Raw genomic sequence first — 15,042 nt, 5'->3', positions numbered from 1 at the left:
GGGCGGGATGGACTCCTACGAGGACGAGGACGCCAGAGGCGCCGGGGGCCTGAGCTCCGAGCCGCCCGCGGGCCACGGCCCCGAGCCCGTCCCAGCAGCCCGGCGGGAGGCGGCCGGCGGGCCCGAGCTCGCACCTCAGTCGCAGCCCACGCGCGGCCCGGGCCCCGCGCCCGGCAGGGGCATCGCGGCGCTCTCCCTCCCGTATCAAGGGGCGGCCGCCGTCTCGCTCGCGATCATCGCTGCGGTTGCCTGCGTCCACCTGACCATGGTGTTTCTGCACGTCGCGCCTCCCAACACGGTGACCAAGGAGCACGGCGAAGCGGTCGACGGCTGGATCTATCCCGAGTTCGAGCAGAACTGGAAGCTCTTCGCCCCGAACCCGCTCCAGCAGAACGTCGACGTAGAGGTCATGGTCGAGTACTCGGCCTCCGACGGCAGCCGCGAGAGCTCCGGCTGGATCGACCTCACCGCCGATGACGGTGAGGCGATCCGCGGCAATCCCCTCCCCAGCCATGTCCAGCAGAACGAGCTGCGCCGGGCCTGGGACTTCTATGTCAATTCTCATGACAACGAGAACCGCGGCAACGGCCTGCGCGGCCAGCTCTCGGAGAGCTATGTCCGCCGCATCGTGATGACGCGGCTCGACAAGCGAGACCTGGGCGGCTCCGTCGAGCGCATCCAGCTCAGGTCGTCGACCCGCTCGGTCAAGGCCCCGGAGTGGAGCGACGAGAAGATCGACACCCGCCCCGCGTACCGCGTTCTGCCCTGGTGGACGATCACCGCGGCGGATCTGCCAGGGGGAGTCCGCAACGGTCGTGCGGAGGCGGGCTCGTGAGCGACACTCCCGACCGCAGGGCCGCCCGCGCCGTCCAGCGCATCACCTCAACGGCCATGGGCCCGTACCAGAGCGCCGTCATCCGGATCGGCTTCGCCGCCACCTGGCTGCTCTTCCTGCTGCGCGAGCTGCCCAACCGCCAGGAGATGTATGGGCCCAACGGCTCCTGGAGCTGGGACATGGCGCGACAGCTCATCGCGGGCAATGACGCCTTTACCGCGCTGATGTGGGCGGACAACACCGTCTGGTTCGAGGTCGTGTACGGCCTCGCCGTGCTCTCCAGCGCGCTGCTGATGCTCGGCTGGCGGACCCGCACCATGTCCGTGCTCTTCATGATCGGCGTGCTGTCGCTGCAGAATCGCTCCATTTTCATGGGCGACGGCGGGGACAACGTCATCCATCTGATGGCGATCTATCTGGTCCTGACGCGCTGCGGACAGGTCTGGTCGCTGGATGCGAGGCGCGCGGCACGGGCCGCCCCGGATGTGCGGGGTGTGCCACCGCGGGACCGCGTCGGCCCGGCACTCTGGGCCGTGCTGGGATTCGCCCTGGTCATAGCCACCTTCCTGAACCAGACCGGCTCGTTCGTCCTGCTCCTTGTCTGGGGGCTCTGGGTGGGACAGGGCCTCTGGTGGATGGCCGGCCGGTACGCGCCGAACAGCGAACCGCGCGCCCTCCTGGACGTTCTGGCCAACCTCGCGCACAACGCCGCCCTCGTCGTGATCATGGCCGAGGTCTGTCTGATCTACGCCACGGCCGGCTGGTACAAGATCCAGGGCTCGCGCTGGCAGGACGGCACCGCGCTGTACTACCCGCTCAAGCTCGACTACTTCACGCCCTGGCCGGCCCTTTCGGACCTTCTCGCCTCCGGCGGCATGATGGTGATGGCGCTGACCTACGGCACGGTCATCGTGCAGGTCGCCTTCCCCTTCACACTCTTCAACCGGCGCGTCAAGAACGTCCTGCTCGTGGCCATGATCATGGAGCACGCGGCGATCGCCGTGCTCCTGGGGCTGCCGTTCTTCTCGCTGGCGATGATCGCCGCCGACGCCGTCTTTCTGCCGACCACCTTCCTGGTCCGGCTCGGCGGGTGGGCGGCGCTCGGCAGGGACCGGCTGTTCTCCCGGGCGGGCGGGGTGGGGGCGGAGCAGCGGCGGGGGAGTCAGGACCAGCCCCGTACGCTCGTTGGGTGAGCACCACCGAAGAACCGATTCAGTACGACGACGCCTACAGCCCCGAGGTCGGCGTCGGGCCGCATCCCCTGCCCTGGCCGCAGGACGAGCGCTACGACCCCTCCCTGCTGGCAGAGGGCGACCGGCGCAATGTGGTCGACCACTACCGGTACTGGACGCGCGAGGCGATCGTCGCCGACCTGGACACACGACGGCACGGTTTCCATGTGGCCGTGGAGAACTGGGGTCACGACTTCAACATCGGTTCAGTGGTGCGCACCGCCAACGCGTTCCTCGCCCGGGAGATCCACATCGTGGGCCGACGGCGCTGGAATCGGCGCGGTGCCATGGTCACCGACCGCTATCAGCATGTGCGCCATCACCCGGACACGGCCTCACTGACCGCGTGGGCTGCCGAGGAGGACCTGCCGATCATCGGGATCGACAATCTGCCGGGAGCGGTGCCGCTGGAGCGGACCGAGCTGCCACGGCGGTGCGTGCTGCTCTTCGGCCAGGAGGGTCCCGGGCTGACCGAGGAGGCGCGCAAGCACGCGAGCATGGTCTGCTCGATCGCGCAGTTCGGCTCGACGCGCTCGATCAACGCGGGAGCGGCGGCGGCGATCGCGATGCATGCGTGGGTACAGCGGTACGCGGAGATCCACACTCCGTAGTGCTCCGCCGAGGCGGATCCGGCAGGCCTTGAACCGAGGACCGCGCACCGCCGTGACCACTTGCGAGGCCGTGACCCGTACGTCCCACGGGTCACGGCCTGCTCAGGGCCTCAGGCCTGGCGGCGGACCTCCACCACACGGAAGCGGTTCGAGACGAACGCGCCGTCGCACAGGGCCGCGTTTGCCGCCGGGTTGCCACCCGAGCCGTGGAAGTCGGAGAACGCCGCCGTCTGGTTGACGTACACCCCGCCCGTCAGGTTCAGGGAGAGCTGCGCCGACTCGTCCAGGCAGACGTCCTCGATCGCGCGCTCGGCCTCTTCCGAGGTCGTATACGCGCCGACCGTCATCGCGCCCTTCTCGCGCACCGTGCGCCGCAGCAGCTCCAGCGCGTCGGCCGTCGAGTCCACGGCGACTGCGAAGGACACCGGGCCGAAGCACTCCGAGAGGAACACGGCATCCGCGTCGGTTCCCTCCCAGAGCTTCCGGGCGCCGTCGAGCTTGACGATGACCGGCGTACGGACGACCGCGTCCGGGAACTCCGGGTTGGTGATCTTCCGGGAGGGCAGAGCCACCTCGCCCAGTCCGGCCGCCGCGTCCAGGCGCGCCTTCACGTCAGGGTTGACCAGCGCGCCCAGCAGGGCGTTCGCCCGGGCGTCGTCGCCGAGCAGGCCGCCCACGGAGGCCGCGAGGTCGGTGACGACCTCGTCGTAGGACTTGGGGCCCACGTCCGTGGTGATGCCGTCCCTCGGGATAAGGAAGTTCTGCGGGGTGGTGCACATCTGGCCGCTGTACAGGGACAGCGAGAAGGCCAGGTTGGACAGCATCCCCTTGTAGTTGTCGGTGGAGTCGACAACGACCGTGTTGACGCCGGCCTTCTCGGTGTAGACCTGCGCCTGGCGGGCGTTCGCCTCCAGCCAGTCACCGAAGGCGGTGGATCCCGTGTAGTCGATGATCTTGATCTCGGGGCGGACGGCCAGGGTCTTGGCGATGCCCTCGCCCGGTTGCTCGACTGCCAGAGCGACGAGATTCGGATCGAAGCCCGCTTCGGCGAGCACCTCGCGGGCCACGCGCACCGTGAGCGCGAGCGGCAGCACCGCGCGTGGGTGCGGCTTGACCAGCACGGGATTGCCGGTGGCCAGGGAGGCGAAAAGCCCCGGGTAGCCGTTCCACGTGGGGAAGGTGTTGCAGCCGATCAGCAGGGAGATGCCGCGGCCGGCCGTCGTGAAGGTCTTCCGCAGCTCCAGGGGGTCGCGCTTGCCCTGCGGCTTGGACCAGTCGGCTGCCGCGGGGGTGCGGGTCTGCTCCTCGTAGGCGTACGCCACGGCCTCCAGGCCGCGGTCCTGGGCGTGCGGGCCGCCCGCCTGGAACGCCATCATGAAGGCCTGCCCGCTGGTGTGCATCACCGCGTGCGCGAACTCATGGGTTCGGGCACTGATCCGCGAGAGGATCTCCAGGCAGACCAGGGCACGGGTCTCGGGCCCGGCCTCGCGCCAGGCGGTCATGCCCGCGCGCATCGCGGGCAGCAGGACGTCCAGATCCGGGTGCGGGTACTCGATACCCAACTCCGGGCCGTACGGCGAGACTTCGCCGCCGGTCCAGCCGTCCGTGCCCGGCTGGTCCAGCTCGAAGCGGTTGTTGCGCAGGGCCTCGAACGCGGCGAGGCCGTCGGCCGGCGCGCTCTCTCCGTACGCCTTGGGGTGCTCGGCGTGCGGCGACCAGTAAGCGCGCGTGCGGATCGCTTCGAGGGCCTGGTCGAGCGTGGGCCGGTGGGTCTCGGTCAGCTGCATGAAGGACCAACTCCTCGTCGAGCTGGGCAGGGAAGGAATGACAGAGTTAGAGTAACCGAACGATCGGTCGGTACAAGGGGGCCTGGCGAACCTGTGGACAACTCATCGGGGAGGATCACTCCCATGACTGCCATCGATCAGAGCCGGACCGTCGCCGTGGTGGGCACCGGCACCATGGGGCAGGGCATCGCGCAGGTCGCCCTCGTCGCAGGCCACCCGGTGCGTCTTTACGACGCCGTCCCCGGACGGGCGGGCGCGGCGGCGGACGCCATCGGCGCGCGCCTCGACCGGCTGGTCGAGAAGGGCCGGATGGACGCGGCCGCCAGGGATGTGGCCCGCGCCGGGCTGCACCCCGCGGCGGAACTGGCCGAGCTGGCCGACGCCGCGCTCGTCGTCGAGGCGGTCCTCGAACAACTCCCGGTCAAGCAGGACCTGTTCACGGCGCTCGAGGAGATCGTCGCCGACGACTGCGTACTGGCCACCAACACCTCCTCACTCTCGGTGACCGCCATCGCGGGCGCTCTCAGGCACCCGGGCCGCTTCGTCGGCCTGCACTTCTTCAATCCGGCGCCGCTGCTCCCGCTGGTCGAGGTGGTCAGCGGCTTCGCCACTGAGGACGCGGCCGCCACGCGCGCGTACGAGACGGCGAAGGCCTGGGGCAAGACCCCGGTGCGCTGCACCGACACCCCCGGATTCATCGTCAACCGCATTGCCCGGCCCTTCTACGCCGAGGCCTTCGCGCTGTACGAGGAGCGCGGCGCCGATCCGGCCACCATCGACGCGGTGCTGCGCGAGAGCGGCGGCTTCCGGATGGGGCCCTTCGAGCTGACCGACCTGATCGGCCAGGACGTCAATGAGGCCGTGACCCGTTCGGTCTGGGAGTCCTTCTTCCAGAGCCCCAAGTTCACGCCGTCGCTCGCCCAGCGCCGGCTCGTCGAGTCGGGCCTGCACGGGCGCAAGAGCGGCCGCGGCTGGTTCTCGTACGAGGAAGGCGCCCTGCGCCCCGAGCCGCACACGGCACCGGCCACCGAGCCGCCGTCCCACATCACCGTGGAGGGCGGCCTCGGGCCTGCCCGGGAGCTGCTCGGCATGATCCGGGAGGCGGGCATCAGCGTCCGCGAGGCGGATGAGGACCAGGGCACCAGGATCGTGCTGCCCAGCGGAGGACAGCTGGTGCTCGCAGACGGGCAGACCTCGGCGGAGTTCCGCGATGTCGTCTATTTCGACCTCGCTCTCGACTACCACGCAGCGACCCGGATCGCGCTCTCCGCCTCCGAGGTCACCGGCTGGGAGACGCTCAGGCAGTCGATCGGCCTCTTCCAGGCTCTCGGCAAGAAGGTCAGCGTCATCGGGGACGTCCCCGGGATGATCGTGGCCCGTACGGTCGCGATGCTCGTGGATCTCGCCGCCGACGCCGTCGCCAAGGGAGTCGCCACCTCTCAGGACATCGACACGGCGATGCGGCTCGGCGTCAACTATCCGCTGGGGCCGGTCGAATGGGGCCGCCGGCTCGGCCGCTCCTGGGCTCACGAGCTGCTGGACGAGCTCCACGCGCGCGTGCCCACCGGGCGCTACGCCCCTTCCCTGGGGCTCTACCGGCAGTCGTACGTGCGGCTGGAGAAGGACGAGGCAGGCGCATGACCACGGCCAAGCGGGACACCTACACGCCGGAGACGCTGCTGACCGTCGCAGTCCGGATCTTCAACGAGCGCGGCTATGACGGCACCTCCATGGAGCATCTCTCCAAGGCGGCAGGCATCTCCAAGTCCTCGATCTACCACCATGTGGCGGGCAAGGAGGAGCTGCTGCGCCGGGCCGTCAGCCGGGCGCTCGATGCCCTCTTCGCCGTACTCGACGAGCCGGGGGCCGTGCGCGGACGGGCCATCGAGCGGGTCGAGTACGTCACCCGGCGCACCGTCGAGGTACTGATGGCCGATCTGCCCTACGTGACCCTGCTACTGCGCGTACGGGGCAACACGAAGACCGAGCGATGGGCCATGGAGCGGCGCCGCGAGTTCGACCAGCGGGTGGCCGATCTGCTCAAGGCCGCCGCGGCCGACGGCGATCTCCGTGCGGACATGGAGATCCGGCTGGCGACCAGGCTCCTCTTCGGCATGGTGAACTCGCTGGTCGAGTGGTACCGCCCGCATCCCGGCAGCGGCTATGAGGGCGACGAGGTCGCCGAGGCGGTCGTCAGGCTCGCCTTCGACGGGCTGCGTACGGCCTCCTAGAGCTACAGGCCTCCCAGGGCTCCACGGACAGGGCCACGGGTTCACTGCAGCGGTTCCACGTCGGGTGGCGCGCCTGAATTGGGCACCGGGTCGAGATCCGTCTCCTCGAAGACCAGCAGCGTGCGCGTGGACAGCACTTCCGGGATGGACTGGAGCCGGGTCAGGACGAGCTCGCGCAGCGTGCGGTTGTCCGGGGTGTGGACAAGCAGCAGTACGTCGAAATCGCCGCTGACCAGAGCGATGTGGGCGGCTCCGGGCAGTGCCTGCAGCTGCTCGCGCACCGTGCGCCAGGTGTTTTGCACGATCTTGAGCGTGATGTAGGCGGAGGCGCCCTGACCTGCGCGCTCGTGGTTCACCCGGGCGCTGAAGCCGCGTATCACGCCGTCGTCGATGAGTCTGTTGATACGTGCGTACGCGTTGGCGCGCGAGACATGCACACGCTCGGCGACGGAGCGTATCGAGGCGCGGCCGTCGGTCTGGAGGATCCGAAGGATGTCCCGGTCGATGGGGTCGAGGGACCGTGCCGGAGTGGTCTGCTCCGTCCGGTCCCCGCCCTCGGCCATTTGTTCAGCTGCCATATCCCCCCGCCTTCTCAGCATGGACGACCTGTCTCCATCTCAGGCTGTGGAGAACCGTTTGTCCACAGGCTGAAGGTGCCTGTAGCCAAAATGCGTCCACGACCGAACAATCGGTAGGGAGGCGGGTCACACTGTCGTGCCGCTTCGTCGTCGCTCCCGTGAGGAGGTGCTCGCGTTGAGGAAAAGCAGCATGACGGTCCAGGAGCTGCCCGGTGCCGCTGCCGCCTACCGGCCCACCCCGCCCCCGGCGTGGAAGCCCCGTACCGACCCCGCACCCCTGCTCCCGGACCCGGAGCCGTACCGCGTGCTCGGCACGGACGCCGCCGCCGGCGTGGACCCCGAGCTGCTCCTGCGGCTGTACGCGGAGCTGGTGCGCGGCCGCAGGTACAACGCCCAGGCGACCGCCCTGACCAAGCAGGGCAGGCTTGCCGTATACCCGTCGAGCACCGGGCAGGAGGCGTGCGAGGTGGCGGCGGCGCTGGCGCTCGAAGAGCGGGACTGGCTCTTCCCCAGCTACCGCGACACCCTCGCGGCCGTTGCACGCGGGCTCGACCCCGTACAGGCACTGACGCTGCTGCGCGGTGACTGGCACACCGGATACGACCCGCACGAGCACCGCATAGCGCCCCTGTGCACCCCGCTCGCCACCCAGCTGCCGCATGCGGTGGGACTGGCGCACGCCGCCAGGCTCAAGGGCGACGACGTCGTCGCGCTCGCCATGGTCGGCGACGGCGGCACCAGCGAGGGCGACTTCCACGAGGCACTGAACTTCGCCGCCGTGTGGCAGGCCCCGGTCGTTTTCCTGGTCCAGAACAACGGCTTCGCGATCTCGGTACCGCTGGCCAAGCAGACGGCCGCGCCCTCGCTCGCCCACAAGGCCGTGGGATACGGCATGCCGGGCCGACTCGTCGACGGCAACGACGCGGCCGCGGTGCACGAGGTGCTCGCCGATGCCGTGGCCAGGGCCCGGCGCGGCGGCGGTCCGACGCTGATCGAGGCTGTGACGTACCGCATGGACGCCCACACGAACGCCGACGACGCGACCCGCTACCGGGTCGAGAGCGAGGTCGAGGCCTGGCGTGCGCACGATCCGATCCGGCTGCTGGAGCGGGAGTTGACCGAGCGAGGACTCCTCGACGAGGGCGGCATACGGGCGGCTGCCGACGCGGCCGAGACGATGGCCGCTCAGCTGCGCGAGGGGATGAACGCCGACCCGGTGCTCGACCCCATGGACCTCTTCGCGCATGTCTACGCCGAGCAGACCAGCCAGCTGCGGGAGCAGGCCGCGCAGCTGCGGGCCGAGCTCGACGCCGAGGGAGAAGCGCGATGACCACGGCAGCGGTGAAACCGGCCTCGATGGCCCAGGCCCTTCAGCGGGCGATGCGGGACGCGATGGCCGAGGACCCGACCGTCCATGTGATGGGGGAGGACGTCGGCACGCTCGGCGGAGTCTTCCGGGTCACGGACGGGCTGGCCAAGGAGTTCGGCGAGGACCGCTGCACGGACACACCGCTCGCCGAGGCGGGCATCCTCGGCACGGCCGTCGGCATGGCGATGTACGGGCTCCGGCCGGTGGTCGAGATGCAGTTCGACGCCTTCGCCTATCCGGCGTTCGAGCAGCTGATCAGCCATGTCGCGCGGATGCGGAACCGGACCCGGGGCGGGATGCCGCTGCCGATCACCGTGCGCGTGCCGTACGGCGGCGGAATCGGCGGCGTTGAGCACCACAGTGACTCGTCCGAGGCCTACTACGTGGCGACTCCGGGACTCCATGTCGTCACGCCCGCGACCGTCGACGATGCGTACGGGCTGCTGAGGGCCGCGATCGCCTCGGACGACCCGGTGGTCTTCCTGGAGCCCAAGCGGCTGTACTGGTCGAAGGCGGAGTGGTCGCCCGAAGCGCCGTCCGCGGTGGAGCCGATAGGCCGCGCCGTGGTGCGCCGGCCGGGGCGCAGCGCCACGCTGATCACGTACGGGCCCTCCGTGCCGGTCTGCATGGAGGCCGCCGAAGCGGCCGCGGCCGAGGGCTGGGATCTGGAAGTCGTCGATCTGCGCTCGCTGGTGCCCTTCGACGACGAGACGGTCTGCGCGTCCGTGCGGCGCACGGGACGGGCGGTCGTCGTCCATGAGTCCACCGGTTTCGGCGGCCCTGGAGGGGAGATCGCCGCGCGGGTGACGGAGCGCTGCTTCCACCATCTGGAGGCTCCGGTGCTGCGCGTGGCCGGTTTCGACATTCCGTATCCGCCGCCGATGCTGGAGCGGCACCATCTGCCGGGAGTGGACCGGGTTCTGGACGCGGTGGCGCGGCTGCAGTGGGAGGCGGGGAGCTGATGGCTCAGGTGCTCGAATTCAAGCTCCCGGACCTCGGCGAGGGCCTGACCGAGGCGGAGATCGTGCGCTGGCTGGTGGCGGTGGGCGACGTCGTCGCGATCGACCAGCCGGTCGTCGAGGTCGAGACGGCCAAGGCGATGGTGGAGGTGCCGTGTCCCTACGGGGGCGTGGTGACCGCGTGTTTCGGCGAGGAAGGTACGGAAGTTCCCGTCGGGGCACCGCTGCTGACGGTAGCGGTGGGGGCGGCGGACCTGGGCGGGGCCGACGGTATCGGCTCCTCCGGCTCGTCCCGTACCGCTGAGGCCGCGGGCTCTTCCGGGGCCGCGGAGGAGTCTTCGGGCAATGTGCTGGTCGGCTACGGGACGGGTGCGCCAGCGGTCCGTCGTCGGCGGATTCGGCCTGCCGGGCCCCTCGCGTCCGTTCCGGCGGCGCCGGCTCCCGCGCCCACCGCCGTGCCCCCTTCCGCTCCCGCTCCCGCTCCGGCTCCTGCCGCGGCTCCGGCGCCCGAGCGCCGGCCGGTCGGCGCGCTGGCGGTCCATGAGGCCGCGCAGAGCGGGCCTGTGCCCGTCATCTCGCCGCTCGTCCGCCGGCTTGCCCGTGAACACGACGTCGATCTGCGCACGTTGACCGGTTCCGGGCCTGACGGCCTGATCCTGCGTGCCGACGTCGAGCACGCGATGCGGGCCGCAGAGGCACCGGCCGCGCCTGTCGCCGCCGCGGCCCCCGCCTCCGCCGTGACGCGCGGCGAGCGGGTACCGCTGCGCGGCGTACGCGGAGCCGTGGCCGACAAGCTGTCCCGCAGCCGCCGCGAGATACCGGACGCCACGTGCTGGGTCGATGCGGACGCGACCGAGCTGATGGCCGCGCGGGCCTCGATGAACGCGGCGGGCGGTCCGAAGATCTCGCTGCTGGCGCTGCTCGCCCGGATCTGTACGGCCGCGCTCGCCCGCCACCCGGAGCTCAACTCCACGGTGGACATGGACGCCAGGGAGATCGTGCGGCTTCCCGAGGTGCATCTGGGCTTCGCGGCGCAGACCGAGCGTGGCCTGGTGGTTCCGGTCGTACGGAATGCGCACGGCCGCTCGGCCGAGTCGCTGAGCGCTGAGTTCGCGCGGCTGACGGAGGCGGCGCGGCAGGGGACGCTGACTCCGGCCGATCTGACGGGCGGGACGTTCACCCTGAACAACTACGGGGTGTTCGGTGTCGACGGCTCCACGCCGATCATCAACCACCCGGAGGCGGCGATGCTCGGGGTGGGCCGGATCGTGCCGAAGCCGTGGGTGCACCAGGGCGAGCTGGCCGTACGCCAGGTCGTGCAGCTCTCGCTCACCTTCGACCACCGGGTCTGTGACGGTGGCACCGCGGGCGGCTTCCTGCGCTATGTCGCCGACTGCGTCGAGCACCCGTCGGTGCTGCTGCGCAGCCTGTAGCGACAGCCGCAGGACGGCCCTGGGCACGCCCCGAGGAACAGGAGAGATCACTCGGGGCTGCCCGCCCACGCGATCGCGGCCCATACTTCAGGCATGACCGCCTATGACGCCATCGTGCTCGCCGGGGGTGCCGCGAAGCGGCTGGGCGGGGCCGACAAGCCTGCGGTGAGAGTGGGCGGTCGGGCCCTGCTCGACCGGGTGCTCGGGGTGTGCCGTGACGCGGGGCGCACCGTCGTGGTCGGGGGGCGCCGGGCCACGGCACGCCCCGTGGTGTGGGCGCGCGAAGAGCCCCCCGGCAGCGGGCCGCTCGCCGCGCTCGACGCCGGGGTGCGGCAGGTCGAGGCAGGAGCCGTCCTGGTTCTCTCGGCCGATCTGCCGTTCCTGGGGGAGCGGACCGTACGGCAGCTGATCCGCACCCTGGGCACGAGCGGGCGCGAGGCGGCGCTGCTCACCGATGCGGGCGGGCGCGACCAGCCCCTCGTCGCCGCGTACCGCACCGAACCGCTGCGCCGTGAACTCGCCCTTCTCGCCAGCGAGTACGGCAGTTTGACCGGGCTGCCGTTGCGTCTGCTGACGCAGGAGCTGGAGCTCGCCCGGATCGACGCGGAGCCGCTCGCCTCCTTCGACTGCGACACCTGGGAGGACATCTCCGCCGCTCGGGCCCGCATCAGGGACCATAGGAACGTGCTGGACGAATGGATCACCGCAGTCAAGGACGAACTCGGCATCGAACTCGACGTCGACACCGGCGTCCTGCTCGACCTCGCGCGCGATGCCGCGCACGGCGTCGCCCGCCCCGCCGCACCGCTCACCACCTTCCTGGTGGGGTACGCGGCGGCCCAGGCAGGAAGCGGCGGCCCGGCGGCAGTCGCCGAAGCCGCCCGCAAGGCGGCCGCGCTCGCCGCGCGCTGGGCGGAGGAGGCCGAACAGGCAGCCCCGGGAGCCGGTCCCGCCCAGGCTTCCGGGCCTGGCGAGCCGGACGAGGGCGACGCCGGATGAACGGTCGGGACCAGGAGGCCGAATCCGACGGCGTCGAGGAAGCCCTCGCGCTCGTCGCCCGCCGGACGCGGCACGAAAGCGCCCCCGGTTCGGCTCACGGCTCCGACGCCTCCTCCGCACGGACGGGCGAGGCGGCCGGGGACCGGCATCGCGCGACTGCCTGGCCCGATGCCCGGGCCCTCGCGGCGCGTATCGGGCGCGACGCGCAGCCCCGCACCCGGCGGGTCCGGCTCGATCAGGCCCTCGGCCAGGTGCTGGCCGAGCCGCTCACCGCGCTCTGCGATCTGCCCTCCTTCGACACCTCCGCCATGGACGGTTGGGCCGTCGCCGGTCCCGGACCCTGGACCATTCGCAGTGGCGGCTCGATTCTCGCCGGGCACGGCGAAACCCCGCCGCTCCCCGACGGTGCAGCGGTACGCATCGCCACGGGCGCCCGTATCCCGCCCGAGGCCACCGCGGTGATCCGCAGCGAGCACGCCCGCACCGATGCGGACAAGGGCCAGCTGTACGCCGAGCGCGAGGTGGTCCAGGGGCAGGACATCCGGCCGCGAGGACAGGAATGCCGGTCCGGCGACCACCTCCTGCCCGTCGCCTCCCTGGTGACCCCCGCCGTGTTGGGCCTTGCCGCGGCCGCCGGTTACGACGAGCTGGTCACCGTTGCGCGGCCGCGCGTCGAAGTGCTGGTACTCGGCGATGAATTGCTCAGCGCCGGCCTCCCCCACGAAGGCCTCATCCGCGACGCCCTCGGGCCGATGATCGGGCCCTGGCTCGGTGCCCTCGGCGTCGATGTCGTCGCCACCCGGCGCCTCGGTGACGACGCCGAAGCCCTGCACCGCGCTGTCACCACCTCCGACGCCGATCTCATCGTCACCACCGGAGGCACGGCCGCGGGCCCCGTCGACCATGTCCACCCGGTTCTCGGGAAGGCGGGCGCCGAGCTGCTGGTGGACGGGGTGGCCGTGCGCCCCGGCCATCCGATGCTGCTGGCCCGGCTCGCACCGCACGGCGAACTGCCGTCCAGGTATCTGGTGGGGCTGCCCGGCAATCCCCTGGCTGCCGTCTCCGGGCTGCTGACACTCGCAGAGCCGCTGTTGAGCGGACTTGCGAGACGGCCGGCGCCCGTTCCGTATCGCGCGCCGGTGCGTGACGAGGTGCACGGGCACCCGTACGACACCCGCCTTGTGCCCTTCGTCCACGGCGCCGACCGGCTGGTGCCGCTGCACTACAACGGGCCCGCCATGCTGCGCGGAATCGCCGCCGCCGACGGTCTGGCCGTCGTGCCGCCGGGCGGGGCTCAGGCCGGTGATGAGCTGGAGGTTCTCGACCTGCCGTGGACCTCCTGGGCGCCGTCGATCGCCGACGGAGGGCGTTTCACGTGAAACGTCCCGGCCGGGACGCCGTGGCTCGGCGGGCCGGGGAGCGGCTGGTGACGAGCCGGGCAATCACGATCCTGCGCGCGGAGGACCTCGCCCCTCAACGGCACTGAACGGTCAGGGCGCGGAGTAGCCTCGCGCCCATGCATGCGATCACGATTCCCGAACCTGGTGGTCCCGAGGCGCTTGTCTGGGCAGAGGTGCCCGATCCCGTACCCGGCGAGGGCGAGGTCCTCGTCGACGTCGTGGCCAGCGCCGTAAACCGTGCGGATCTGCTGCAGCGGCAGGGCTTCTACGATCCGCCGCCCGGCTCGTCCCCGTATCCCGGTCTCGAATGCTCGGGGCGCATTGCCGCGCTGGGCCCCGGGGTCTCGGGGTGGGCCGTGGGCGACGAGGTGTGCGCGCTGCTGGCCGGCGGCGGATACGCGGAGAAGGCCACCGTGCCGATGGGGCAGTTGCTGCCGGTGCCGCAGGGGATGGACCTGGTCACGGCGGCGGCGCTGCCCGAGGTGACCTCGACGGTGTGGTCCAACGTGTTCATGATCGCGCACCTGCGGCCGGGAGAGACGCTGCTGGTGCACGGCGGAGCGAGCGGGATCGGCACCATGGCGATCCAGCTCGCCAAGGCGGTGGGGGCACGGGTCGCCGTGACGGCGGGCGGGCCCGAGAAGCTGGCCCGCTGCGCGGAACTGGGCGCGGACATCCTCATCGACTACCGCGAGCAGGATTTCGTGGAGGAGCTGCGGAAGGCGACGGAGGGGGCGGGGGCGGACGTCATCCTCGACATCGTCGGCGCGAAGTATCTGGACCGGAATGTGCGGGCGCTGGCCGTCAACGGCCGCCTTGCCGTGATCGGCCTGCAGGGCGGCGTCAAGGGCGAGCTGAACCTGGCGACACTGCTGGGCAAGCGGGCGGCGGTGACGGCGACGTCGCTGCGCGGCCGGCCGCTGGGCGAGAAGGCGTCGATCGTGGCGGCGGTACGGGAGCACGTGTGGCCACTGATTGAAGCGGGCCGGGTGCGGGCGGTGGTGGACCGGAGGGTGGCACTGGCGGATGCGGCGGAGGGGCACCGGGTGCTGGAGTCCGGGGCGAATGTGGGGAAGGTGCTGTTGGTGTCGCCGGCGGGTGAGTGACGGCGGGTGGGGGTACGGGCCCACGCCGCAGGGGCGGTTCCGGCTCCGCGGGGGTAGCCCGCCCGCCCGGGGGCACGGGTGTACTGCGTACCCCCGTACCCCCGTGCCCCCGCGGTGTGCGGGTTTCGCCGCGCGGGGTGGTCCTGCGGTGATGCTGCGCGCCGGTGCGCCGCTTGTCGGCTCAACCGCCCACGCGCCCCGGGGGCGCTCCGCACGAAGATCGGATCGCCCGGGAGTAGCCCCGGGCGCCCGCCCTGGAGAACCGGGGGAGTGCGTACGACCCTGTCCCTGCCCTGCGGGCTGTGCCGCGCGGGATGTCGTGTCCGGCTAGGTGCTCCCACCGGCGTCCCGGGGCGGGTTCCGGCTCCCGGACGTGGCCCGCACGCCCTTGAGAACGGGCGTGCGCAGTACCCCCGCGAGTACCGGTCCGTCCTCGCCGCTCGGGATTCCTGCGGGGCGTCGCCTTGCGCGCCCGGCCGCACCGCGGCTTCGTCGCAACCGC

13 protein-coding genes are annotated in these 15,042 nt (G+C 71.4%); 11 read left to right on the top strand and 2 right to left on the bottom strand.

Annotation, left to right across the window (positions count from 1 at the left end; all coding sequences use genetic code 11):
• The first annotated feature begins 7 nt into the window (after nt 1-7).
• The 3 genes from OG905_RS19965 to OG905_RS19955 are packed head-to-tail and all read left to right on the top strand — an operon-like array spanning nt 8 to nt 2,678.
• Nucleotides 8-835, top strand: coding sequence for a DUF5819 family protein (locus OG905_RS19965; protein ID WP_328673813.1), 828 nt, complete (start codon nt 8-10; stop codon nt 833-835).
• Nucleotides 832-2,028 (top strand): HTTM domain-containing protein, encoded by a 1,197-nt coding sequence (locus tag OG905_RS19960; protein WP_443043961.1) that lies wholly within the window; start codon nt 832-834, stop codon nt 2,026-2,028. Before OG905_RS19965 ends, OG905_RS19960 begins: the two co-directional genes overlap by 4 nt.
• A complete protein-coding gene (locus OG905_RS19955; RefSeq protein WP_328673812.1) occupies nt 2,025-2,678 on the top strand; it encodes a TrmH family RNA methyltransferase in 654 nt (217 codons plus the stop codon). The genes OG905_RS19960 and OG905_RS19955 overlap by 4 nt, the downstream gene beginning before the upstream one ends.
• Nucleotides 2,679-2,788: 110 nt before the next feature.
• Here OG905_RS19955 and paaN read toward each other — a convergent pair whose 3' ends face one another.
• Nucleotides 2,789-4,465 carry a phenylacetic acid degradation protein PaaN gene (gene paaN, locus OG905_RS19950; protein WP_328673811.1) on the bottom strand — a complete coding sequence of 559 codons (1,677 nt, stop codon included), beginning with the start codon at nt 4,463-4,465 and terminating at the stop codon, nt 2,789-2,791.
• Nucleotides 4,466-4,588: 123 nt separating this feature from the next.
• On the opposite strand from paaN, the gene OG905_RS19945 reads away from it, so the two are divergent.
• A complete protein-coding gene (locus OG905_RS19945; protein WP_328673809.1) occupies nt 4,589-6,106 on the top strand; it encodes a 3-hydroxyacyl-CoA dehydrogenase in 1,518 nt (505 codons plus the stop codon).
• Nucleotides 6,103-6,696 carry a TetR/AcrR family transcriptional regulator gene (locus OG905_RS19940; RefSeq protein ID WP_328673806.1) on the top strand — a complete coding sequence of 198 codons (594 nt, stop codon included), beginning with the start codon at nt 6,103-6,105 and terminating at the stop codon, nt 6,694-6,696. The genes OG905_RS19945 and OG905_RS19940 overlap by 4 nt, the downstream gene beginning before the upstream one ends.
• Nucleotides 6,697-6,737: 41 nt before the next feature.
• Here OG905_RS19940 and OG905_RS19935 read toward each other — a convergent pair whose 3' ends face one another.
• Nucleotides 6,738-7,259, bottom strand: a complete 522-nt coding sequence (locus tag OG905_RS19935) for an Lrp/AsnC family transcriptional regulator (RefSeq protein ID WP_328682476.1) — start codon at nt 7,257-7,259, stop codon at nt 6,738-6,740.
• A gap of 205 nt (nt 7,260-7,464) precedes the next feature.
• Between OG905_RS19935 and pdhA the strand changes: the two genes are divergently transcribed.
• The 6 genes from pdhA (at nt 7,465) to OG905_RS19905 (ending at nt 14,540) form a co-directional block, all read left to right on the top strand.
• On the top strand, nt 7,465-8,604 hold the full coding sequence (pdhA, locus tag OG905_RS19930) for a pyruvate dehydrogenase (acetyl-transferring) E1 component subunit alpha (protein ID WP_328673804.1): 1,140 nt from the start codon (nt 7,465-7,467) through the stop codon (nt 8,602-8,604).
• Nucleotides 8,601-9,605, top strand: coding sequence for an alpha-ketoacid dehydrogenase subunit beta (locus tag OG905_RS19925; RefSeq protein ID WP_328673802.1), 1,005 nt, complete (start codon nt 8,601-8,603; stop codon nt 9,603-9,605). The genes pdhA and OG905_RS19925 overlap by 4 nt, the downstream gene beginning before the upstream one ends.
• Nucleotides 9,605-11,035, top strand: coding sequence for a dihydrolipoamide acetyltransferase family protein (locus tag OG905_RS19920; RefSeq protein WP_328673800.1), 1,431 nt, complete (start codon nt 9,605-9,607; stop codon nt 11,033-11,035). Before OG905_RS19925 ends, OG905_RS19920 begins: the two co-directional genes overlap by 1 nt.
• 93 nt (nt 11,036-11,128) lie before the next feature.
• Nucleotides 11,129-12,034 (top strand): NTP transferase domain-containing protein, encoded by a 906-nt coding sequence (locus tag OG905_RS19915; RefSeq protein ID WP_328673798.1) that lies wholly within the window; start codon nt 11,129-11,131, stop codon nt 12,032-12,034.
• Nucleotides 12,031-13,413, top strand: coding sequence for a molybdopterin molybdotransferase MoeA (locus tag OG905_RS19910; protein WP_328673796.1), 1,383 nt, complete (start codon nt 12,031-12,033; stop codon nt 13,411-13,413). Before OG905_RS19915 ends, OG905_RS19910 begins: the two co-directional genes overlap by 4 nt.
• A 137-nt stretch (nt 13,414-13,550) precedes the next feature.
• Nucleotides 13,551-14,540 carry an NAD(P)H-quinone oxidoreductase gene (locus OG905_RS19905; RefSeq protein ID WP_328673794.1) on the top strand — a complete coding sequence of 330 codons (990 nt, stop codon included), beginning with the start codon at nt 13,551-13,553 and terminating at the stop codon, nt 14,538-14,540.
• The last annotated feature ends 502 nt before the right edge of the window (nt 14,541-15,042 follow it).

The organism is Streptomyces sp. NBC_00322, from assembly GCF_036147535.1.
Classification (GTDB): Bacteria; Actinomycetota; Actinomycetes; order Streptomycetales; family Streptomycetaceae; genus Streptomyces.
Note: the sequence above shows the minus strand (reverse complement) of the source record. Positions and strands in the feature narration are given on the sequence as shown.